Below are 22,402 nucleotides of genomic sequence, written 5' to 3'. Positions count from 1 at the left end.
ACAACAGGATAAGTGTTGTCCGGCCCAAGGGCCGGACGAAACAGTTTTGGGTTCAACGCACCTTCAGCGTAGCCAGACCGATCATCGCCAAGATCAGTGAAATGATCCAAAACCGGATAACGATGGTTGGCTCGGCCCAGCCCTTTTTCTCATAGTGGTGATGGATCGGCGCCATCAGGAAGACCCGTTTACCAGTGCGCTTGTAATAGAGCACCTGAATAATCACGCTCAGGGCCTCGACCACGAACAGGCCACCGACAATGGCCAGCACCAGCTCATGTTTGATGACCAGCGCGATGGCGCCCAGTGCGCCGCCGAGGGCCAGTGAACCGGTATCGCCCATGAAGACCGCAGCCGGTGGGGCATTGTACCACAAAAAGCCAAGGCCTCCGCCAAAGAGGGCAGCGGTAAAGATCAGGATCTCACCAGTGCCGGGGACATAATGCACGTCTAGATATTCGGTGAAATCGACGCGCCCCACCGCATAGGCAATGATACCCAGTGTGGTTGCAGCGATCATCACTGGCATGATCGCCAAGCCGTCCAGACCGTCAGTTAGGTTCACCGCATTAGCGGTCCCCACCACAACACAGATCGAGAACGGCACGTAGAAGTATCCAAGGTTGATCAGCGTGTCTTTGAACACCGGCATCGCCAGCTGGTTTTGCAAGGCTTCAGGGTGATAGGTCGAGGCCCACATCGCTGCAATTATTGCAATCAGGATCCCTAACAGCAGCCGAACCTTGCCCGGTACGCCGGCCGTGTTTTGTTTGGAGACTTTGGCATAGTCATCGGCAAACCCGATCAGGCCAAAGGAAAGCGTGACGAAAAGCACCAGCCAAACAAAGGGATTATCCCAGCGCGCCCAGATCAAGGTGGAGGTGAGCAGCGCTCCAACGATCAACAACCCCCCCATGGTTGGAGTTCCGGCTTTGACAAAATGACCCTCGGGGCCGTCATCGCGGATCGGTTGGCCTTTACCTTGCTTCTTGCGCAGCACATTGATCAGCGGCTTACCAAAGACGAAACCAAAGACCAGAGCCGTTAAGAATGCGCCGCCGGCGCGGAAGGTGATGTAGCGGAACAGGTTAAAAAAATCGCCGCCGTCTGATAGCCCGGTGAGCCAATAGAGCATATGAGGTAGTCCTGTTCGCTATTTTGAAGTGTCGGATTTAGGGTCGCCATGGCCCAATTTGCGGATGGCGTCAACAATCTTGGCCAGTGCAACACTCAGAGATCCCTTGGCCAGCACAATATCGCCACTTTGGATCTGATCCGTCAGATCCGCCAAGACCTCCTCACTGGTGCCATACCAGGTGCCACGTTTACTTTCAGGAAGTACGACGTGTAGCTGCTTCATCAGCGGCCCGATGCAATGGATCTGGTCGATTGAAGTAATTGACTCCAAATGGGCCAGATTGACATGAAGTGCCACTTCGTCCGGGCCCAGTTCTTTCATATCGCCAAGATAGGCAATCCTACGTCCCTTGGTTGGTGTTGCTGCTAAGACGTCGAGAGCAGCCACCATTGATGTCGGGTTGGCGTTATAACTGTCATCCAGCAGAGTAATCTTGCCCGCACCTATTTGGATCTCTTCGCGTGCACCACGCCCTTTGACCGGTGACCACAGTGCCAAGCTGCTCAACGCCTTGTTCAGATCTGCGTCGACGGCAGAAATGCAAGCCAATGCGCCCAGAGCGTTCATCGCAAAATGTGCGCCAAGCGATTGAATGTGCAATTCAATGTCCCGCCCTAACACCGTAGCATGGGCCAGGGTTTCCTCACCCTGGATCTGAACCGACTTGAGTTTGAAATCTTCGGAACTGGCGCCGAACCACTGCGTAGCAACGCCGAGATCCGCCGCGGCTTTTCTCAAGACATCGGCCTCGACTATATCACCATTCAAAACAGCAACGCCGCCGCGCTCAAGCCCCTGCATAATTGAAGCTTTCTCGCCGGCAATTCCTGCAACATCCTCAAAGGCTTCCAGATGAACCGCTGCAACGGTTGTGATCATCGCCACATGTGGACGCGCCTGAACGGCAAGTGGGGCAGTTTCACCGGGATGGTTCATGCCAATCTCGATCACGGCATACTGCGCTTCACGAGGCATCCGCGCCAGCGTCAACGGCACACCCCAATGGTTGTTGTAACTGGCCACAGCCGCATGAGTACGCCCCTGGTCAGACAAAATCCGGGCCAACATTTCCTTGGTCGAGGTTTTGCCAACCGAACCGGTAACAGCAATCACCTTTGCATCGCAACGTGCGCGCGCCGCACGCCCCAGCGCCTCGAGACCGGTTAGGACATCATCGACTATCAGCAGTGGCGCATCGGCCTCCACCCCATCAGGAATCTGCGAAACCAATGCCGCTCCGGCACCGCTGGCCAATGCCTGCGCAACAAAATCGTGACCATCTCGCGCCGCTTTCAAGGCAACAAACAGATCACCGGGTTGCAATGTCCGGGTATCAATCGAGACCCCATCAACGCTCCAGTCGCCCTGAGCCTGCCCGCCAGTTGCGGCGACTGCTTCTTGCATCGTCCACAGGCTCATACCAGCCCTCCATCCAGCGCTGCGACGGCCATGCTGGCCTGTTCTACATCATCAAAAGGTAAGATGTCATCGCCAACGATCTGACCGCTTTCGTGTCCTTTGCCACAAATCAGCAATGCATCTCCTGGTGCCAGCGCATCGACGCCGCGTAAAATCGCTTCTGCGCGATCTCCCACTTCGATAGCCTCGGGTGCGCCACCCTTGACCGCCGAGCGGATTTCGGCCGGATCTTCGCTGCGCGGGTTGTCGTCGGTAACAATCACCACATCTGCATTTTCAGCGGCCGCCTGCCCCATCAAGGGGCGCTTGGTCGCGTCTCGGTCGCCGCCAGCTCCAACAATTGCAATCAACCGCCCCAAAACATGCGGGCGCAGTGCCTTAAGCGCCGTTGCTATCGCATCCGGCGTATGGGCAAAGTCAACAAACACCGCGGCGCCATTTCCTCGCGTTGCCGCCAGCTGCATGCGACCACGTACAGTTTTCAAATGTGGGAGGGTCTCAAACACCCGTTCAGGCATTTCGCCCGAGGCAATCACCAAGCCACAGGCCAGCAAGATGTTTTCTGCCTGAAACCCACCAATAAGGCTTAGCCGCGCCTGATAGGGTTTGTCATGCCAGCTAAACCGCATGTCCTGCCCCGAGGCATCAAACCGTTGCCCCATCAGGCTCAAATCTCCCAGACCGCCTCCAACCGTGATCACCTCTTGTCCCCGGGCACCAGCAACCCCGCGCATTTCTGCGCCACGAGGGTCATCGACATTGATCACTGCTACTCCATCATCAGCTAACACCCGACGGAACAGGCCTGCTTTGGCGGCAAAATAGGCTTCAAACGTATGGTGATAATCCAGATGGTCCTGACTAAAGTTGGTAAAACCAGCGGCTGCCAGACTCACACCATCCAGACGGCGCTGGTCCAACCCATGACTGGACGCCTCCATTGCGACATGTGTCACGCCATGGTCCACTGCCTGCGACAGCGCATCGTGCAAGGTTACAGGATCAGGTGTGGTATGGGCCAATGGGAAGCTCCAGGCACCCTCGACACCCGTGGTACCCAGATTGACCGCTGCATGCCCCAGTTCTTCCCAGATCTGGCGGACAAAACTGGCCACAGAAGTTTTGCCATTGGTGCCGGTAATTGCCACAATCGTCTGGGGTTGTGCACCAAACCACAAAGCAGCGGCATAGGCTAAAGTTTGACGGGGATCTTCAACCACAATCAAAGCGATTGAACTGTTTTGCAGCGTGGCCTCAGCGATTTTAGCCCCATCTGTGTCAGTGAGAATCGCCGCAGCACCTCGGTCTACTGCCCCTGCAATAAACTTGGCGCCATGCACCACACTGCCGGGAAGCGCTGCGAACAGATAGCCTTCCTGCACTGCGCGACTGTCGACCGTTACCCCTGTAATGACGGGATCAGCACCGCCTCGCGCGGTCAACCCTAGTTGGCCGAGGGTTTTCTCGGAGTTTCTGCTCATAGTGGCCTCACCTGTCAGTTAGAGGTCAGGGTTATATCAGTCACTGACACAGGTTCAACTTGTGGGCGCAGCCCCAACAGGGGCGCGATGCGGCCGATCATCTCAGCAGCCACAGGAACGGCAGTCCAACCCGCAGTGCGGCGTTCTTCACCGTAAGCAATGATTGAAGGCTCGTCCAAAGTCACGATCAGAACGTATTTTGGATCATGGGCCGGGAACATCGACGCAAACGTGGCAATAACTTTGTTATCGTAGTACCCACCGCTTGGTTTCGGTTTGTCAGCTGTACCGGTTTTGCCACCAACCTGATATCCTGCAACCTCTCCAAAACTGGCTGTTCCTTCGGTCACAACCTGACGCAGCATTCTGCGCGATGCGGCGGCTGAGTCTTCGGACATCACCCGTGGCCCAAGTTGTGGTCCGTTTTGCTTCAAAATGGTAGGGCTGACATAATGTCCGCCATTTGCGATGGCGGAATAGCCAGCTGCAAGGTGCATTGGACTTGTTGACAAGCCATGGCCGTAGGAGATGGTCATCGCTGACAATTCGGACCAGTTGGGCGGCAACAACGGCCGACCGCCACTCGCTTCAGAAATCTCAAATGGTGTTGCTTCCAACATACCCAACCGCGACAGGAAATCCCGCTGTCGTTCAGCACCGATCTGCTGCGCCAACCGGGCCGTGCCGATGTTTGATGATTTGATGATGATCCGCTCAACCGACAAGCTATTGCCATAGTTATGGAAATCGCGGATCGAGAACCGCCCCCAGCGCAATGGACCGCGGATATCAACTATTGTGCTGGCGTTCACCAACCCCAGATCCATGGCCTGCGCGGTGGTGAAAATTTTGAAAGTCGACCCCAGTTCATAGACACCCTGCACCGACCGGTTGAACAACGGGCTATCAGACGGATCGCCAGACACCGGTGGACGTGGACGTTCATTGGGATCAAAATCAGGCAGGCTCACCACTGAGATAACTTCACCCGTGTGCACATCCATCAGGATCGATGTGGCGCCTTTGGCATTCATCAAACGCATGCCACCATAAAGAACACGCTCAGCAGCAGCCTGAACGGTCAGGTCCAACGACAACTCTAGCGGTTCTGCACCGTTCGCCGGGTCACGCAAATAGCTGTCAAATTGACGCTCTACGCCCGCCACGCCGATAACTTCGGCTGCATCGACATCTTCTTTACCAAAACTTGCCCCACCCAAAACATGTGCAGCCAGACTACCATTGGGATAGAGCCGCATTTCACGTGGTCCAAACAGCAGCCCCGGATCACCGATATCATGCACCGCTTGTTTCTGTTCAGGGCTGATCTTTTTCTTGATCCAGACGAATTTACGCTTGCCGGTAAAATCCTTCAGAATACGCGCGTGGTCCAGATCCGGGAAGATCTGCGCCAGTGCTGCTGCCGAAGCTTCGGCATCGATCAATTGCTGCGGGTGGGCATAGAGTGAATAAGTATCGAAATTGGTCGCCAAAATGCGACCTTCGCGATCAACGATGTCAGCCCGTTGCGCAGCGATGGCGCTTCCTGAAGCGCTGGCCACTGGCTCGGTGGGTTCTGATGTTGCCATCATCCCCATTCGAAGACCGATCAATGCATAGGCACAAATGAAGAATGCGCCCAGCACCAGCAACCGGCCTTCGGAACGCTGTCTAGACTTCCCCTGTATCTCTGCATGACGCTGACGCAGGTTCTCTTTTTCAATATTGTCCGGGTTTTCACCTTTTGCGCGGGCGGCAAGGATACGAGCCAGCGGGCGGAGTGGAGTGCGGATCATGGCTTTGCCCCCTCAGCCGCCATAGTTGAAACATCAACACCATTGGTGATCGGTAACAGCGGCACCTGAGGATAGGCCACTTCGTCAACCCGACCAAATTGATCGGGGCGTAGCGGCAACAGGCCCAGTTGATCAAAGTTCAGCTCGGCCAGCTCTCTCAGGCGATCCGGCCGGTTGAGATAGGCCCATTCTGCCTTCAGAACCCCTAGTCTGATCTGCGCCGAACCAATTTGGCGTTGCAGGCTACGGGTCTCCTTCAGAACTTGCTGAGTGGTATAGTTTTCACGGTAGGCCCAAAAAGCCAAACCAAACACCGCCAGTGCGGACAAGATATAAGCCAGAGTTTTCATCAGCGCGCCTCTTTTAGTTGCGGCATTCCTATCTCGCGGGGCTCAATTGGAGTGGCGGGGGCCTCGCTGCGCCGCCCAACCCGCAACCGCGACGAACGCGATCTGGGGTTCTCTTCCAACTCCTGATCATCTGGTCCAACCGCCTTGCGGGTGACCAATTCAAACTGAGTCGGGATTTCAATTGTTTCAGGGGCAAACCGATTGGCCCGTCCGGTTTTCCCAGCGCGGTGCTGAAAAAACCGTTTGACCATGCGATCTTCAATCGAATGAAACGTCACAACCGCCAACAAGCCACCGGGCTTTAGCGCCCGTTCAGCGGCCAGCAGACCCTGAAAAAGCTCTTCGTATTCGGCATTCACCGCAATTCGAAGTCCTTGAAAACTGCGGGTAGCGGGATGTGATTTTCCGGGTTTTGACCGCGGCAGACATCCCTCAACAATTTTTGTCAGCTGTAGTGTGGTTGTGATCGGTTCCAGTGTTCGTGCCTTGACGATTGCCTTCGCAATCCTGCGGCTGGCGCGCTCTTCACCAAAGTGGAACAAAATATCTGCCAGTTGCACTTCGGAGAGTTCCGCGACAAGATCTGCCGCCGAAGGCCCATCCTGTGACATCCGCATGTCCAACGGCCCATCCCGCATAAAGGAGAAGCCACGCTCCGCAAGATCCAACTGCATTGATGAGACACCGAGATCCAATACCACGCCATCTAGATCATTGGCGTATTCATCCATCCGCGAGAAAACGCCTTGCTGCATCACCAAACGGTCACCATAGTCACCAGCCCAGCTTTGCGCCATTTCAAACGCCAGCGGATCGCGATCAACACCAATGACCTGCGAAGCACCTGCCTCGAGCAAGCCACGGGTATAACCGCCTGCACCAAAAGTTCCGTCCAGCCAGCGACCTGAAACCGGCGCGACGGCCTTTAGCAGAGGGCGCAGCAATACGGGGATATGGGGGGCGGAACCGGAATTCTGGTCCGAGGTCATTGATCAAGCCCCTCCGGCGTCATCAAGAAACTGCATGATATCATAACCTTCCGGCAGCTCATCCAGCCACTCGTCAGTTTGAGCCATTTCGTCTTGCTCATAGGTATCCGGGTTCCAAATCTGGAAGGTATCACCCGCTGCAATGAAAAAGGCCTCACCTTTAAGATCGATTTTGTTACGCAGCTTTGCAGGCAAGACCAAACGGCCTGTCTCATCAACTGTAGTTGGAAAGGAACGTCCGTGGAATAGGCGCTGCAGTGCCTTTCGTGGCTTGGAGCCACGCGGCAATGCATCAATCTTGGCATCGACTTCGTCGATCGCCTCCATCGTATAACATTCCAGGAAATTGCGGTCGTTATCACCATATACGATGACCAGCTCGGGGTTGCTGCCGGATTGCCAGTTGGCATCACCAGATTCAAGCACACGACGAAACGAAGCCGGGATAGACACCCTGCCCTTCGCATCCACCTTGTGGTGGCTTTCGCCTCTGAACCTGCGGCCCAAACTAACGTTCCTTCTGCTACGTTCCTCGCGTCTTATTAGTGCCCCAGTAATGAAAAACGGCGGGTTGATCTGCTGCCACTGATCAACCCACCGCCTTGTCCCGCTTATGCGGGAGTGTCCGTTCGCGCGTGCCACCTGGGGGGATGTCTGCTTGCTCGCGCTCCGGATCTCTGTGTTCGATGAAAGTGAAGGCCTGTATGAAACCTGCTCTTTTATTGTTTTTCTGGGGTCGTTTTGGCGCCCCGTGCTCTTCCTCTCATTCGATGTAATAGGGGATACTATGGGACTTCATGGTCTGGCAACGCCTTTTTTTGGACACACCCGCCACATTTATTAACAATATCTAAATTTCTTTTATTTTAGGGGTGTTTTATCTGATCGCACGCACAACACTTAGGATAAACGTCCCCCAGAGGCACCAAATCTAGATGATGATAAAAATTCAAAAAAGTCCCTTAATTTCCCAAAACTATTTCCCCGAATCTGCATTCTAATTATTGTTCACTTAATGTTCCAAGTTATCCCCAAGCAACCCACAGGTGAATGGAGTTACAATGCCTCGAATCAAATTCGATTCGAGGAAATTTGTCAGATTCGCACCAAATCGTCCTGCTCCGCCCACGATTTCCCATCCGGCCCATGATTTCCTAAACTGCAGGCACTTGCTCTGGCAAACTCGCCATCCTCAACACAAAAATGGCCCACCCAAATGGGCAGGCCACAACGATAAACTGGTTCACTGATAGATTTGGGCCAGGCTCAGGCCATCCCCCCCTTGACCAATCCTTCTGCTATGCGCCCATAGAATTGGGCCATCACGCCCTCCCCTGCAGCGACCGGTGTGCCGCTATCACCCGCCAAGCGGGTCTCCAGATCGATTGGCAACGCCCCCAACAAAGGCAACCCCATTTTCTCGGCCTCAGCGGCGACGCCCCCATGGCCGAAGATATGATGCTCACCACCGCAGTCTGGGCAGGTAAAGAACGACATATTTTCAATCAGCCCCAGCACCGGTGTTTTCAAAGTACTGAACATGTCCATCGCTTTGCGGGCATCCAGCAACGCAACGTCCTGAGGAGTTGAAACCACAATAGCGCCTGAGAGCTCGGCCTTGGTACAAAGAGTCAACTGAACGTCACCCGTTCCCGGCGGCAGATCAACGATCAAGACATCCAACCCCCCCCAGTTGACCTGACCCAGCATCTGCTGCAGCGCCCCCATCAACATTGGTCCACGCCAGATTACCGCTTTATCTTCCTCTAACAGGAACCCAATCGACATCAGTGTTACGCCATGCGCATGCAATGGCTCTATGGTCTTACCATCAGGACTGGCGGGGCGTCCCGAAGCCCCCATCATACGGGGTTGGCTTGGCCCGTAGATATCCGCGTCTAGCAGCCCAACCTTGCGACCCTGCCGAGCCAATGCCACTGCCAGGTTTGAGGCGACAGTAGACTTTCCAACCCCGCCCTTCCCTGAGGCGACGGCCAGAATGCGCTTTACTCCCGCTGGCTTCATTGGCCCAGCCTGAGGCTTGGCGTGCCCACCAATCTTGAGGCTTGGGGCCGGAGCCGCTGGCCCGTGGGCTGTTAATGCCGCTGAAACGGCACTGACACCATCCAGTTCCATTACAACAGCTTCGGAAGCGCGCCGCAGAGGCTCCATCAGCTTTGCGACTTCAGCGCTTGGAGCCTCAATCACAAAACTGACTTTATCTCCATCAATCCGCAGCGCCCGCAACATGTCGCGTGAAATCAGGGTGCCACCATCTGGCAACGTCAATTGTTCGAGTGCCGCCTGTATGTCTGCTTGGGTTGTTGCCATTTTGGCCTCCTCTACTTTCTCATCTCATATATGCACTGCTCCCCCAAGGCCAAAACCCCTTAGAATTCGGCGGATTGATTTAGAGCGCTCATTCAGCATTCCCTGAAGACAGCAACAGCCACCTTTCGCTCTCCCCATCACAAGTGCCAAATGGCAAAGATGGGCCGACCCATGCAATTGCTGCATAGCAGAAATGCTCAAGTAAGGGATTGTGCAGGCGCAGCAAATTCCTATTTTGCAATCAAGCAACGCCACAGTGGCACAGCAAAAGAATACACTAAGGACGAAGACAACCATGGCCGCAGTAGACAACATCAGCATTCAGAAACCTTCGCTGTTCTGCGCTCCGGTCACATTGGTCGAGGCCGCATGGGGGCGCTTTACCCGCTATCGGCTATATCGCAAGACACTTAATGAGCTGTCGGCGCTTACACGACGCGAGCTGGCCGATCTGGGACTGAACCGTTCCATGCTGCAACACGTGGCCTACACAGCCACTTACGAGAACACCTAATAGAGATCAGGTCTTTTCTCCTCCCTTAGAGACCTGTCCTAAGCGGCGGCATCCTCCTCCTCCCTGATGTCGTCGCATTTTATACCGGCTCACAGCCGGATCCGAATACACCGGAGCTTCCTCCTCCCTGAGCTTCTGGTGTTGTATTGAACGGCGGTGCCTCCTCCCTGGCGCCGCCGTTTTTTTATCTTGTAGCGATTCTCTCTAAATATCTGCCGTGCGCGCTCTTACAGTCATGAGCCACGCAATTGGCAGGTGCCCCTTGCAGTAACGAGAGCCTCAAGGCACGCAATATTGGGCTCCTCGAGGAAACTGGAAACCTTCGTTCCTGACTAACCATGTAGTAAAACTTGCTAATACTGGCAGGTCCTAGAGCTGTCCCAAGTTGGGCAATGACGAAATCAAAACCCAACCAAATCAGCAGGCAGGGTCAGTTGCCATACCGTTGTGCGCAAGGTGCTATAGAACTGCCGCGTTCAATCGTTCAGTCAAACGTCAAAAACTGCGCGCATCTTCTTCAAAACGGAATATCATCACTCGCCGAGACATACGCGGCCACGACTTTCTTCAGCCCAGCCTTGTCGAATTCAACTTCCAGCTTATCACCGTCAATTCCTGCAATCATCCCGTAGCCGAATTTCTGATGAAACACCCGGTCACCCAGCGTAAAACTGGACACGGCTTTGACGTCGATAATTTGATTCTTTGCCGGTTTGGGCTGCGCTGTCCCATATTGCCCTGCCCGGGATTGCATGCGCTTCCATCCCGGTGAATTATAACCATCCGCAAGCGCCACCTTCTCTTCGATGCTCGAACGTACCGGAGCCTCAGATGGCGCCGCAGCACCATATCCGCCACCATACAGCCCCGGAGGCGTCAGCACCTCGACATGCTCGTCAGGCAGCTCATCGATAAACCGCGAGGGTAGTTGTGACTGCCACTGCCCAAACACCCGCCTGTTACCAACAAAGGAAATTGTACAGACTTCCTCAGACCGCGTAATCCCGACATAAGCCAGTCGCCGTTCCTCTTCGAGGCCCTTCAACCCGCTTTCGTCCATACTCCGCTGCGATGGGAACAATCCATCCTCCCAGCCAGGCAAGAACACCGCGGGGAACTCCAACCCCTTAGAGCCGTGCAGGGTCATGATGGATACCTTCTGCCCAGCATCATCGGATGCGTTGTCCATGATCAGGCTGACATGCTCCAGAAACCCCTGCAGGTTCTCGAAGTTTTCCAGCTGGCTGACCAATTCCTTGAGGTTCTCCAACCGGCCCGGCGAGTCCGGGTTTTTGTCGTTCTGCCACATGGTAGTGTAGCCAGACTCGTCCAGAATGATCTGCGCCAATTCATAGTGTGGCACATCGGGTTCGCCGAACCGCATTTGCGGCGCGCCGCCATCGTCGAGCACCGACTCATCGTCAATTTCAAGAACCGGACCAACCGTCATCGCACTCCACCGGGCCAAATTGTCCAGCAATTGCCGCAACTGCCCAGCGCCCTTGCCTTTGATCAAGCCGTTTTCAACCGCCAAACGAGCGCCCTCGACCAATGACACACCGTTTTCACGTGCCGTCATCTGAATGGTCTGCTGTGCCTTGTCGCCCAGCCCACGTTTCGGCGTATTCACAATCCGCTCAAACGCCAGCGCATCATCCGGGCTGGTGACAACCCGGAAATAAGCCATGGCATCGCGGATCTCGAGCCGCTCATAGAAGCGCGGCCCACCGATTACCCGATACGGCAGGCCAATGGTCAGGAACCGATCCTCAAACGCACGCATCTGATGCGAGGCGCGGACCAAGATCGCCATCTGATCCAGATCCCGAGGCCCTTGCCCTCGGGTACCGCGCTGCATCGCCTCGATCTCTTCGCCGATCCAGCGCGCCTCTTCCTCGCCGTCCCAATGGCCAATCAGGCGTACCTTCTCTCCGCCCTTGGCATCGGTCCACAGTTCTTTACCCAACCGCCCTTGGTTACCCGCAATCACGCCCGACGCCGCCGCTAGGATATGCTCGGTTGAACGATAGTTCTGCTCCAGCCGCACCACCTTGGCACCGGGAAAGTCCTTATCAAACCGCAGGATGTTACCCACCTCGGCACCGCGCCAGCCATAGATCGACTGATCATCATCACCCACGCAGCAGATATTCTTGTGCCCACCAGCCAGCAACCGCAGCCACAGATACTGGGCAACGTTGGTATCTTGATACTCGTCCACCATGATGAACCGGAACCAACGCTGGTATTGCTCCAGAATATCAGGGTGGTTCTGGAAAATCGTCACCATGTGCAGCAGCAAATCACCAAAATCCACCGCGTTCAGCTCAATCAGGCGGGTCTGGTACTGGGCATACAAGTCAACGCCCTTACCGTTATAGGCCGAGGCATCAGCGACCGGCACCTTGGTCGGAACCAACGCCCGGTTCTTCCAGTCATCAATGACATTGGCCAATGCTCGCGCTGGCCAGCGTTTGTCGTCGATGCCCTCGGCGCGGATCAGCTGTTTCAAAAGCCGGATCACGTCGTCAGTGTCCAGAATGGTGAAATTGTTTTTAAGCCCCACCAGTTCAGCATGACGGCGCAGCAGTTTGACGCAGATCGCGTGGAAGGTACCCAGCCAAGGCATGCCCTCGGCCGGTTGGCCCAGCATGCCGCCGACCCGTTCCTTCATTTCGCGCGCTGCCTTATTGGTAAAGGTCACCGCCAGGATTTCGTTTGTGCGGGCCGTGCCAGTTGTTAGCAGATGCACAATCCGTGCAGTCAGTGCCTTGGTCTTACCAGTGCCAGCGCCCGCAAGCATCAGCACAGGCCCTTGCAGGCATTCCACAGCTTCACGCTGCGCCGGGTTCAGCGCATCAAGATAGGGTTGGGGTCGCGCCGCCATGGCACGAGAGGATAGCGAGGCGCCCTCGAAGGCGTCCATTTCATCAAAACTGCTCATGACCGTGACACTAGCGTGATTCCAATGGTTGGGAAAGAGGACGTTCCCACTATGTTCCCCGTTTTATTTATACCCACTCCCAGCTGCCATTTGCATCTCCAGACCCGTACCGGCGCCACCACGCACTTGCACTCAGCAAGATTCGACCAATTTCGAGCCCCAGAACGGAACATAGGCACATATGGCGGGTAAATTTCTTGCCAAATCTTTCAATTTCAATTTCGCTGCACCGCAGCACTTGATTTTTCGCGCAAGCCTTCCCACAAATCGCCATGGATTTAGATAGCCGCTACCCCGCTGTATCCGACCTAGCCCACCGTGCCCGTCGGCGGTTGCCCAAGTTCGTATGGGAGTATCTGGATAGCGGCACGGGAACCGAGGCGACCAAAGCCCGCAACCGGACAGCGCTGGATCAAGTTGGGTTTCTACCTTCCATTCTTCACGGACCTATTGATATCGATCTTAGCACATCTTTGTTTGGTGAAACCCTTCCGCTGCCCTTTGGTGTTGCCCCGCTAGGGATGTCTGGGCTGATCTGGCCCGATGCCGAACGCCATCTGGCCCGCACCGCTGCAACGGCAGATATCCCCTACTCACTTTCTACTGTGGCGACACAATCGCCCGAGGACCTGGCACCGCATCTTGGTAAACATGGCTGGTTTCAGCTTTATCCCCCGAAAGATCCCGATATTCGCAAAGACATGTTGGCGCGCGCCAAAGCGTCAGGGTTTAAAGTGTTGATCCTGACTGCTGATGTCCCCGTGGCATCGCGCCGCGAACGGCAGGTGCGTTCAGGGCTGACACAGCCGCCTAAGCTGACACCGCGTTTGATGGCCCAGGTCATGATGCGGCCAGCATGGGCGATAGGTATGGCCCAGCGCGGCATGCCGCATATGCGGACACTTGATAAATACATCAGTGGTGAGATGGGCAATCTCTCTTCTACCGCTCATATAGGCTATTTACTGCGCACCTCGCCGGATTGGGACTATGTCCAATGGCTGCGCGACCACTGGGACGGACCGTTAGTGGTCAAGGGAATAATGCGCCCCGACGATGCTTTGCGCCTGCAACAGATCGGTGCCGACGCCCTCTGGGTGTCAAACCATGCTGGTCGCCAGTTCGATGGAAGCCCGGCCAGTATCGAAATGCTACCCAAGATCCGACAGGTCACAGACTTACCATTGATTTTTGACAGCGGCGTTGAGAGCGGCTTGGACATCTTGCGCGCACTGGCATTGGGGGCCAACTTCGTCATGCTCGGTCGGGCGTTTCACTTTGCTCTCGCCGCACTTGGGCCATCAGGCCCCACCCACCTGATCAACATTTTGAAAAAGGATCTGGAGGCCAATATGGGCCAACTTGGCTGTTCGAGCCTGTTGAAGCTGCCCGAGCCTTGTACGCTCCCAACCGCGCCCGTCCCGAACCAATAGGAAACAAGACAGCAATAAGAAGCCGCAGAAACACACCATCTTGCCGGTTATACCCAGTACTACGAGTATACCTGCCTTTAAGATGTACCTAACACTTCCTCCAAACTGCACGACCCCGAGGGTGACATGACAGACTTCAAAAAAATCCTGATTGCCAACCGTGGCGAAATCGCCATCCGCGTAATGCGCGCCGCCAACGAAATGGGTAAATCCACCGTTGCCGTCTATGCCGAAGAGGACAAATTGGGCCTCCATCGCTTCAAGGCGGACGAGGCTTACCGCATTGGCGAAGGTATGGGGCCGGTTGCCGCCTATCTAAGCATCGACGAGATGATCCGTGTCGCTAAGGAATGCGGTGCAGATGCGATCCACCCCGGCTATGGTCTGTTGTCAGAGAACCCTGACTTTGTCGACGCCTGTTCACGCAATGGCATCACCTTCATCGGCCCCAAGGCTGAAACCATGCGCGCCCTTGGGGATAAGGCCTCGGCCCGCCGGGTTGCGGTGAAGGCAGGTGTTCCAGTTATCCCCGCCACCGAAGTACTTGGTGATGATATGGATGCCATCCGCAAGGAAGCTGCGGAAGTAGGCTATCCCTTCATGCTCAAGGCCTCTTGGGGTGGCGGCGGGCGCGGCATGCGCCCGATCTACGGCGAGGATGAGCTGGAAGAGAAAATCCTCGAAGGTCGCCGCGAGGCCGAATCTGCATTCGGCAATGGCGAGGGGTATCTGGAAAAGATGATCCAACGCGCCCGTCACGTAGAGGTACAAATTTTGGGCGACAAGCAAGGTGGCATCTATCACCTGTTTGAACGCGACTGTTCGGTGCAGCGCCGTAACCAGAAAGTGGTTGAACGCGCGCCCGCCCCCTATCTAAGCGAAGAGCAACGCGCCGAGATTTGTGACCTGGGCCGCAAGATCTGCGCTCATGTGAACTATGAATGTGCCGGCACCGTCGAATTCCTGATGGATATGGACGACGGTAAGTTCTACTTCATCGAGGTGAACCCACGGGTGCAGGTGGAACACACTGTCACTGAAGAAGTCACCGGCATCGATATTGTGCGCGCCCAGATCCTGATCGCCGAAGGCAAAAGCATCGCAGAGGCCACCGGCAAAGCCAATCAAGATGATATCGTTCTAACTGGCCACGCGCTGCAGACCCGTGTCACCACTGAGGATCCCCAGAACAACTTCATCCCTGACTATGGCCGCATCACCGCCTATCGTTCAGCTACTGGCATGGGCATCCGTCTGGATGGCGGCACTGCTTATGCAGGCGGCGTGATTACACGCTACTATGACAGCCTGCTGACCAAAATCACCGCCAAGGCACCGACCCCAGAAATGGCGATTGCCCGCATGGACCGCGCCCTGCGAGAGTTCCGGGTCCGCGGTGTATCGACCAACATCGCCTTTGTCGAAAACCTGCTGAAGCACCCAACCTTCTTGGACAACAGCTACACCACCAAATTCATCGACGAGACGCCCGATCTGTTCCAGTTCTCCAAGCGTCGAGACCGCGGCACCAAAGTTCTGACCTATATCGCTGACATCTCGGTCAATGGTCACCCCGAAACCGAAGGCCGCAACGCACCACCCGCCGACTTGAAAGCGCCACGAGCACCCAAGGTCACGCCGGGCAACCTGCCTTATGGCACCCGCAACTTGCTGGAGCAAAAAGGCCCTCAAGCCGTGGCTGATTGGATGAAGGCCCAACGCCAGCTATTGCTGACCGACACCACAATGCGTGACGGCCACCAATCGCTTCTGGCCACTCGAATGCGCTCGATCGACATGATCAAGGTCGCGCCGGCCTATGCCAATAACCTAAGCCAGCTGTTCTCAGTCGAGTGCTGGGGTGGTGCGACTTTTGACGTGGCCTATCGCTTTTTGCAGGAATGCCCATGGCAGCGCCTGCGTGACTTGCGCGAGGCAATGCCAAACGTCATGACCCAGATGTTGCTGCGCGCCAGCAACGGCGTGGGCTACACCAACTATCCCGACAACGTGGTACAAAGCTTTGTCGCCGAAGCCGCAAAAGGTGTAGATGTCTTCCGCGTTTTTGACAGCCTGAACTGGGTTGAAAACATGCGCGTCGCAATGGATGCCGTCGTTGAGTCCGGCAAGATCTGCGAAGGCACCATCTGCTATACCGGTGACATCCTTGACCCCAACCGCGCCAAATATGACCTGAAATACTACATCGGCATGGCAAAAGAGCTGGAAGCGGCTGGCGCCCATGTTCTGGGTCTGAAAGATATGGCAGGCCTGTTGAAACCTGCCGCTGCCCGCGTTCTGGTCAAAGCCCTGAAAGAAGAGGTCGGCCTGCCGATCCACTTCCACACCCACGACACATCCGGCATAGCCGGTGCCACCATTCTGGCCGCAGCCGATGCTGGCGTCGATGCTGTGGACGCTGCCATGGACGCCTTCTCGGGCGGTACCTCACAGCCCTGCCTGGGTTCCATTGTCGAGGGTCTACGTAACACCGATCGTGACACTGGCATTGATATCGCCATTGTGCGTGAAATCTCGGATTACTGGGAGCAGGTCCGCGGCCAGTATGCAGCCTTCGAAAGCGGCATTCAGGCCCCTGCCTCTGAGGTTTACTTGCACGAAATGCCCGGCGGTCAGTTCACCAACCTCAAAGCACAGGCCCGCAGCCTCGGCCTGGAGGAGCGCTGGCACGAGGTCGCACAGACCTATGCCGACGTAAACCAGATGTTCGGTGACATCGTTAAAGTGACGCCGTCGTCCAAAGTGGTTGGCGACATGGCGTTGATGATGGTCTCTCAGGGCTTGTCCCGCGCCGAAGTTGAAGATCCCGGCACAGACCTGTCTTTCCCAGATTCCGTTGTCGACATGATGCGCGGCAATCTGGGCCAGCCTCCTCAGGGGTTCCCGGATGGCATCGTCAATAAGGTCCTCAAAGGTGATGCGCCAAACTTGGAACGCCCGGGCAAACACCTAAAGCCGGTAGATCTCGAAGCCACCCGTGCCGAGTTGAGTGCAGAGTTGAATGGCAAGGCAATCGACGACGAGGATCTGAACGGCTACCTGATGTACCCCAAGGTCTTCCTTGATTACATGGGGCGCCACCGAACCTATGGTCCAGTGCGCGCACTGCCTACCCAGACCTTCTTTTACGGCATGGAGCCGGGTGACGAAATCGAAGCCGAGATTGACCCAGGCAAAACCCTTGAAATCCGCTTACAGGCCATTGGTGAGACCGACGAAAAGGGCGAAGTCAAAGTGTTCTTCGAATTGAACGGTCAGCCCCGCGTCATCCGGGTACCTAACCGTTTGGTGAAATCCTCAACTGCCGAACGCCCCAAAGCCGAAGCAGGAAACGATGACCACCTTGGCGCGCCAATGCCCGGCGTTGTCGCCACAGTGGCGGTACAGGTTGGCCAGCAAGTCCACGAGGGCGACCTTCTTTTGACCATCGAGGCCATGAAAATGGAAACCGGCATCCACGCCGAACACGATGCGGTGATCAAAGCCGTGCATGTTCAAGCCGGAACCCAGATCGACGCCAAGGATCTTCTGATCGAACTGGAGTAATCACAAACCAGTCTAACTTCCTTTAAAGGCGCCAACTTCGGTTTGGCGCCTTTTTATTTATAACCCCTCTCTCACTAAAGCCAGATGCTCGCCAAAAAAGGGAACAATTTTCAGGAATATAGCACTACAGTTGACAACCCAAGGTCATCCTTGGAAGGTTGAGTTATTTAAAATGTCATTCGGATCAAGCCATATGTCGAGCAATCAGCTTTCTGCTCCTGTAGGAGCGTCCCCCCGTCCATTCGAAGGCGCAGCTGTCAAAAATGCGAAGAAAGACGTTTCTCTGCTGCGTAACATGCTCGAAGCAAATGGAATCGGACCTCTGGGCGATTCAACCAAAGTGGACAACGGCCTTATTAAGGCTATCAATCGCTTCCAGAAAAAAGTCGGGTTTAAAACTACAGATAGCGTTGTTGATCCAAGTGGTCGCACCTTCAAGGCCCTGCAGCCTAAATACCTAAAGGCATTGAAAGAACTTAAAAAAGCGCAAAACGAGCCGCTCTATCAGATCAAGTTCAAAGGCAAGACTATTCTGTGCAACAAGGCTGAGTATGACTGCCTGTATGCACAGGCACTCAAAAGTATTCACCGTCGCATTGGATCGTTGATCAGCTACAACCGCGTCTTGCAAATGATCCATAAAGAATTCGAAGAAACAGCAGATTTCAGCGAAGACGCAGCGGCAGCGTTAATGCACGCACTATTCGTCACGGTTGGGACGACCGGAGCCCCAAAACCTGTACTGGCGAAAAAAGCTGCAAGTGCTGCCGCCACGCTGAAGAAGCTGAAGTCAAGCAAGGACCTTGGCTTCATTCACAAAAAATTCCCCCCGGCAGAAAAGGCGGTTCATGCATTTGCCAAGGATATGGATCGGTTTCAGAGCCAGTATATCTCCGGCGGTTCAAACATCGTTCTTGCTTTAGAGGTTACCCAGACTGTGGGCTTCATTGCTTTGGGCGCCATTGCCACTCCGATCCTTGTTACCGCCGGCGCAAGTCTAACAGTAGCGACAGTTGCCTCGGCCGTCGGTACCTCGGTCCTGCAATCCAGCATGGAAGAAGGTTGGAAACACAATTTGGGTCTTACAGATGATGTCGCCGGTTCATTTCGCAAGATCATTATCGACGGAACAGTAGGAGCCCTCACGTCCAAGATCCCCACAAAACCAGTAACAAAGCTCCTTTCAAAAGTTAGCGATGATGTAACGAGAGCTATAGTCTCTCAAACATCTTTGGTTTCAAAAAGCACAGTCCAAAAATTTGCGGACAAGGTGATACGTACAGGCGGGGAGCGCCTATATAAAAGCAGTTATGAAGAGGTCGTGAAATTGGTTGGCGAAAGTGCCAAAAAAGGAAAGACTCCTACGGCCAAAGAACTCGATGAACTGATTTCAAAAATAATGATCTCTCCCTTGTCTGGCGAAATCAACAAACGTCTTGGGAGCTTTTTCAAAAAAGTGTCTTATGAGCACAAGGATCTGATAACCTACTCTCTCGTACCTGATCGGTTGAACAAATTGGTAAAAAACAAAAAGGTCGGCGCGACTTTGACCGCGCAAGCCCATGCAAAAATTGCATCGGCGGTGACCAGCCTTGTTATAAAAAAGACGACAGCACATACCAAAAAGCATGCAGAGAACATCTTGCTTTCCGCAAAAGGAACGGAAAGCGCCGAACAACTCAGCAAAAAATTCAACGCCGCCTGCTGCGCAGATAAGTCAATCCAAGCAATGATAGATGCAGAGCTGAAGAAATGTTTGGCAGTTAAGTAATTTACCATGGCCACACGGTGATGTTCTCAACAAGTTCTAATCTACTGGCGCCAAATAACTCTCACAAAAAGTTCTGGTCAGTTGTAGCGTGTGACTTGCAAACGCAGTCCAAATTGCAACCGGGGCTGACCTCCCCAAGTCGTGGCAGAGCCCGCGACAACACGATCACCAATGACGACCGCTTTTTCGATCTGCAATTCGGCCCTTATCACTCGAAGGGGGAAGCCAACTGGATTGAAACTGTCCACTGAAACGGCTGGCTCACGAATCTGCGTTTCTACAGCCCCCTGGGAAACCTGATCAAACAAAAGCCAACGGCCCGGATCCATCGAACTGACAAAGTGATCCCTCTTATGTTCAAGGTTTACCCAGGGCGAACTGTTTTTAACCGCGCCGTTTGGAAAAACTACGATCAGCGTCGCCTTTCAGGCAGCGCGGTATAACAGGGAAATCCTGACTGAGAAAATACGCGTAAGTGCCACCTGGAAAATCATCTGTCACCACCTGTGCACCATTACATTCGTCCAGCGCGCCCAATCCAGCCTGATACTGGTAGTCCTGCACAAAGGCCCCATCATGGCGCCCGCTGGGCCCCGACCCGCCGGGGCGACTGCCAGATTTCAACCGGTAAGAACTGGTCATTTCCCGCACCTTACCATTCACCTCGGCGGTGATTGCATAAATCGGGAAACCGTCCGCCGCATAGCCGATCAGAGGCGACGCCTTGTTTGAAGACCAGCCCAATTGCTGCATCAACCCCCAGGGAAGTCCGTGGTAATGATAGGCCCCGCTTGGCTGCACATGGGCGAAATTCTGATCCAGCCCCAGTGTCACAGCCCCTCCCAGCGCCTCATATTGCCAGCCAGACTGTTGATTGCCCTTCCAAAACTCAGCTGCCGCCGGGTCAAAAGGAACCCCGTTGACCGCAACGCCAAACAAACCGGCCATGCCAAATGCCTTGGCCACGCTTGGTAATTGGTCGGTATCAGTCGAGAACCGATAGTTCTGTGACTTGATCTCATGGGGATTACCTCGGTTGGGAAACTGCCCCACGGCGTGATCCGGGATGCCATTGGCGCGGATCTTCACCGTGTCGCCGCTGGCCCGCAGTTTGACCTTGCTGCCGCGCAATTGCACCGTTGCGGCTACAAGGTCCAGGTTTTGGGCCTCCGTCGTTGTGTGCTGCCGCATCGGCCGCCGCCCCTGCGCGTCACTCTGCAAAACAAACCCTACAGTGATAAGTCCGCCTAAAACTGCCAGCTTAGCCGTATCAGAAACACGCATGCTCAATTCCCCTGATTTTCAATGTACGTTAAAAGGTTTTACGAAGGACCCAAGCTGTTCCGTCGGTGTTTTCAAAAAAATATTTGCTTTCGGTTCGTTTTGCACTTGCGGCGCAGGCTCGGACTTCCTATTTCAGCGCTCACCGACGGTATGCGGGCGTAGCTCAGGGGTAGAGCATAACCTTGCCAAGGTTAGGGTCGAGAGTTCGAATCTCTTCGCCCGCTCCATCGGTGTAACGAACAGGGTCGCCTTCGGGCGGCCCTTTCGCATTTCCGGCTCAGGCTCTAGTGTCCAGCCTTGCGGGGAATCAGCTCAACCGCTAAGAACAGAGCAAGAACGCCACACATGGCGCCAATAACAACGAGGTAGCATGCTGACATCAGTTGAACTTTGCGCAGGTGCGGGCGGTCAGGCCCTGGGACTGGAAAAAGCCGGATTTGATCACACTGCACTGGTCGAGATCGACAAGCATTGCTGCGCCACCCTGCGCCACAACCGCCCCAACTGGAACGTGGTTGAAGAAGATGTACGCTTGTTCAAAGAGCGTGCCTCGGACTTTGCCGGGATCGACCTACTGGCCGGCGGTCTGCCCTGCCCGCCGTTTTCAGTCGCGGGTAAGCAGCTGGGTGATAAGGACGAGCGCAACCTGTTCGACGACGCACTGAAAATCGTTGATGCCACTCGCCCCCGCGCGGTGATGATCGAAAACGTGCGGGGATTTCTGGATGCGGTGTTTCTGGACTATCGCGAGAAGCTGAAGAAACAGCTTGGCAAACTAGGCTACACCACTGACTGGCGGTTGCTGAACGCCTCAGACTATGGCGTGCCACAGCTGCGCCCGCGCGTGGTGATTGTTGCCCTACGTAAGGAATATAACGATCAGTTCTGCTGGCCCGAACCGCTGCCACACAACCCGCCCAAAGTCGGTGAAACGCTGATTGATTTAATGAAGGAACGTGGCTGGCGTGGAGCAGACGATTGGGCAGCCAAGGCTGATGAGATCGCGCCTACCATCGTTGGCGGCTCCAAAAAGCACGGCGGCCCGGATCTGGGCCCAACCCGCTCGCGCAAGGCCTGGGCATCGTTGGGGGTAGAGGGTCGCACCATCGCTCCCGAGGCCCCGGATCCGTTTCACAACGACATGCCCCGCCTGACCGTGCGCATGGTGGCCCGCCTACAGGGCTTTCCAGATGACTGGCATTTCACCGGTGCCAAAACCAACGCTTACAAACAGGTTGGAAATGCCTTCCCGCCACCGGTGGCACAAGCTGTCGCCACTCAGCTGAAAGCAGCCATTTCCAAGCCAAATCTGCATGTCGTGCGGGCCTGACACTTTTTATGTAGGACCACGCCTGACCTTGGGGAGGCGTGGAGCGCCTTCCCGG

At 55.2% G+C, this 22,402-nt stretch carries 16 protein-coding genes and 1 tRNA gene; 7 read left to right on the top strand and 10 right to left on the bottom strand.

The genetic code is table 11. The features are described from left to right. Positions 1–52 precede the first annotated feature (52 nt). From mraY to GO984_RS07970, 8 genes are all read right to left on the bottom strand, one after another. Positions 53–1,135 carry a phospho-N-acetylmuramoyl-pentapeptide-transferase gene (gene mraY, locus GO984_RS08005; RefSeq protein ID WP_157022026.1) on the bottom strand — a complete coding sequence of 361 codons (1,083 nt, stop codon included), beginning with the start codon at positions 1,133–1,135 and terminating at the stop codon, positions 53–55. A gap of 18 nt (positions 1,136–1,153) precedes the next feature. After that, positions 1,154–2,557 (bottom strand): UDP-N-acetylmuramoyl-tripeptide--D-alanyl-D-alanine ligase, encoded by a 1,404-nt coding sequence (locus GO984_RS08000; protein WP_157022025.1) that lies wholly within the window; start codon positions 2,555–2,557, stop codon positions 1,154–1,156. Continuing rightward, positions 2,554–4,038 (bottom strand): UDP-N-acetylmuramoyl-L-alanyl-D-glutamate--2,6-diaminopimelate ligase, encoded by a 1,485-nt coding sequence (locus GO984_RS07995; RefSeq protein ID WP_157022024.1) that lies wholly within the window; start codon positions 4,036–4,038, stop codon positions 2,554–2,556. The genes GO984_RS08000 and GO984_RS07995 overlap by 4 nt, the downstream gene beginning before the upstream one ends. 14 nt (positions 4,039–4,052) lie before the next feature. Continuing rightward, a complete protein-coding gene (locus GO984_RS07990) occupies positions 4,053–5,834 on the bottom strand; it encodes a peptidoglycan D,D-transpeptidase FtsI family protein (RefSeq protein WP_157022023.1) in 1,782 nt (593 codons plus the stop codon). Further along, positions 5,831–6,184: a cell division protein FtsL gene (gene ftsL, locus GO984_RS07985; RefSeq protein ID WP_138161871.1), complete on the bottom strand. Its 354-nt coding sequence runs from the start codon at positions 6,182–6,184 to the stop codon at positions 5,831–5,833. Before ftsL ends, GO984_RS07990 begins: the two co-directional genes overlap by 4 nt. Then, the gene (gene rsmH / locus GO984_RS07980) at positions 6,184–7,173 is read right to left on the bottom strand and encodes a 16S rRNA (cytosine(1402)-N(4))-methyltransferase RsmH (protein ID WP_157022022.1); all 990 of its coding nucleotides are present in this window, start codon (positions 7,171–7,173) and stop codon (positions 6,184–6,186) included. The genes ftsL and rsmH overlap by 1 nt, the downstream gene beginning before the upstream one ends. A gap of 3 nt (positions 7,174–7,176) precedes the next feature. Next, complete coding sequence (mraZ, locus tag GO984_RS07975) at positions 7,177–7,680, bottom strand: division/cell wall cluster transcriptional repressor MraZ (protein WP_157022021.1); 504 nt, start codon at positions 7,678–7,680, stop codon at positions 7,177–7,179. 759 nt (positions 7,681–8,439) lie between these two features. After that, the gene (locus GO984_RS07970) at positions 8,440–9,504 is read right to left on the bottom strand and encodes an Mrp/NBP35 family ATP-binding protein (protein WP_157022020.1); all 1,065 of its coding nucleotides are present in this window, start codon (positions 9,502–9,504) and stop codon (positions 8,440–8,442) included. Positions 9,505–9,799: 295 nt separating this feature from the next. Between GO984_RS07970 and GO984_RS07965 the strand changes: the two genes are divergently transcribed. After that, positions 9,800–10,018, top strand: coding sequence for a DUF1127 domain-containing protein (locus GO984_RS07965; RefSeq protein WP_138161875.1), 219 nt, complete (start codon positions 9,800–9,802; stop codon positions 10,016–10,018). 517 nt (positions 10,019–10,535) lie between these two features. Here GO984_RS07965 and GO984_RS07960 read toward each other — a convergent pair. Next, positions 10,536–12,962, bottom strand: coding sequence for an ATP-dependent helicase (locus tag GO984_RS07960; RefSeq protein ID WP_157022019.1), 2,427 nt, complete (start codon positions 12,960–12,962; stop codon positions 10,536–10,538). A 272-nt stretch (positions 12,963–13,234) separates the two neighbouring features. On the opposite strand from GO984_RS07960, the gene GO984_RS07955 reads away from it, so the two are divergent. The 4 genes from GO984_RS07955 to GO984_RS23970 all read left to right on the top strand — a co-directional run bounded on the left by GO984_RS07955 (position 13,235) and on the right by GO984_RS23970 (position 19,984). Further along, positions 13,235–14,395: an alpha-hydroxy acid oxidase gene (locus tag GO984_RS07955; RefSeq protein WP_157022018.1), complete on the top strand. Its 1,161-nt coding sequence runs from the start codon at positions 13,235–13,237 to the stop codon at positions 14,393–14,395. A gap of 126 nt (positions 14,396–14,521) precedes the next feature. Beyond that, on the top strand, positions 14,522–17,962 hold the full coding sequence (locus GO984_RS07950) for a pyruvate carboxylase (protein ID WP_157022017.1): 3,441 nt from the start codon (positions 14,522–14,524) through the stop codon (positions 17,960–17,962). Between the two features lie 193 nt (positions 17,963–18,155). Beyond that, on the top strand, positions 18,156–19,733 hold the full coding sequence (locus GO984_RS07945; protein ID WP_157022016.1) for a hypothetical protein: 1,578 nt from the start codon (positions 18,156–18,158) through the stop codon (positions 19,731–19,733). Between the two features lie 20 nt (positions 19,734–19,753). Beyond that, a complete protein-coding gene (locus tag GO984_RS23970) occupies positions 19,754–19,984 on the top strand; it encodes a DUF1214 domain-containing protein (protein WP_425339645.1) in 231 nt (76 codons plus the stop codon). Between the two features lie 133 nt (positions 19,985–20,117). Here GO984_RS23970 and GO984_RS07940 read toward each other — a convergent pair whose 3' ends face one another. Next, a complete protein-coding gene (locus tag GO984_RS07940) occupies positions 20,118–21,017 on the bottom strand; it encodes a YHYH protein (protein WP_157022015.1) in 900 nt (299 codons plus the stop codon). Positions 21,018–21,169: 152 nt separating this feature from the next. On the opposite strand from GO984_RS07940, the gene GO984_RS07935 reads away from it, so the two are divergent. Both GO984_RS07935 and GO984_RS07930 read left to right on the top strand, forming a co-directional pair. Beyond that, positions 21,170–21,244 (top strand) — tRNA-Gly (locus GO984_RS07935). 143 nt (positions 21,245–21,387) lie between these two features. Continuing rightward, the gene (locus GO984_RS07930; protein WP_157022014.1) at positions 21,388–22,347 is read left to right on the top strand and encodes a DNA cytosine methyltransferase; all 960 of its coding nucleotides are present in this window, start codon (positions 21,388–21,390) and stop codon (positions 22,345–22,347) included. Positions 22,348–22,402: the final 55 nt, after the last annotated feature.

The organism is Parasedimentitalea huanghaiensis, from assembly GCF_009753675.1.
Taxonomy (GTDB): domain Bacteria; phylum Pseudomonadota; class Alphaproteobacteria; order Rhodobacterales; family Rhodobacteraceae; genus Parasedimentitalea; species Parasedimentitalea huanghaiensis.
This window is presented reverse-complemented; position numbering and strand designations above follow the sequence as displayed.

What these genes read in the sequence shown, in the direction of transcription:
- GO984_RS07995 (WP_157022024.1), bottom strand. Translation starts at nt 4,038, where the DNA reads ATGAGCAGAAACTCCGAGAAAACCCTCGGCCAACTAGGGTTGACCGCG.
- GO984_RS07950 (WP_157022017.1), top strand. Translation starts at nt 14,522, where the DNA reads ATGACAGACTTCAAAAAAATCCTGATTGCCAACCGTGGCGAAATCGCC.
- GO984_RS07945 (WP_157022016.1), top strand. Translation starts at nt 18,156, where the DNA reads ATGTCGAGCAATCAGCTTTCTGCTCCTGTAGGAGCGTCCCCCCGTCCA.
- GO984_RS07940 (WP_157022015.1), bottom strand. Translation starts at nt 21,017, where the DNA reads ATGCGTGTTTCTGATACGGCTAAGCTGGCAGTTTTAGGCGGACTTATC.
- GO984_RS08000 (WP_157022025.1), bottom strand. Translation starts at nt 2,557, where the DNA reads ATGAGCCTGTGGACGATGCAAGAAGCAGTCGCCGCAACTGGCGGGCAG.
- mraY (WP_157022026.1), bottom strand. Translation starts at nt 1,135, where the DNA reads ATGCTCTATTGGCTCACCGGGCTATCAGACGGCGGCGATTTTTTTAAC.
- GO984_RS23970 (WP_425339645.1), top strand. Translation starts at nt 19,754, where the DNA reads ATGTTCTCAACAAGTTCTAATCTACTGGCGCCAAATAACTCTCACAAA.
- GO984_RS07930 (WP_157022014.1), top strand. Translation starts at nt 21,388, where the DNA reads ATGCTGACATCAGTTGAACTTTGCGCAGGTGCGGGCGGTCAGGCCCTG.
- GO984_RS07990 (WP_157022023.1), bottom strand. Translation starts at nt 5,834, where the DNA reads ATGATCCGCACTCCACTCCGCCCGCTGGCTCGTATCCTTGCCGCCCGC.
- GO984_RS07960 (WP_157022019.1), bottom strand. Translation starts at nt 12,962, where the DNA reads ATGAGCAGTTTTGATGAAATGGACGCCTTCGAGGGCGCCTCGCTATCC.
- rsmH (WP_157022022.1), bottom strand. Translation starts at nt 7,173, where the DNA reads ATGACCTCGGACCAGAATTCCGGTTCCGCCCCCCATATCCCCGTATTG.
- GO984_RS07955 (WP_157022018.1), top strand. Translation starts at nt 13,235, where the DNA reads ATGGATTTAGATAGCCGCTACCCCGCTGTATCCGACCTAGCCCACCGT.
- GO984_RS07970 (WP_157022020.1), bottom strand. Translation starts at nt 9,504, where the DNA reads ATGGCAACAACCCAAGCAGACATACAGGCGGCACTCGAACAATTGACG.
- ftsL (WP_138161871.1), bottom strand. Translation starts at nt 6,184, where the DNA reads ATGAAAACTCTGGCTTATATCTTGTCCGCACTGGCGGTGTTTGGTTTG.
- GO984_RS07965 (WP_138161875.1), top strand. Translation starts at nt 9,800, where the DNA reads ATGGCCGCAGTAGACAACATCAGCATTCAGAAACCTTCGCTGTTCTGC.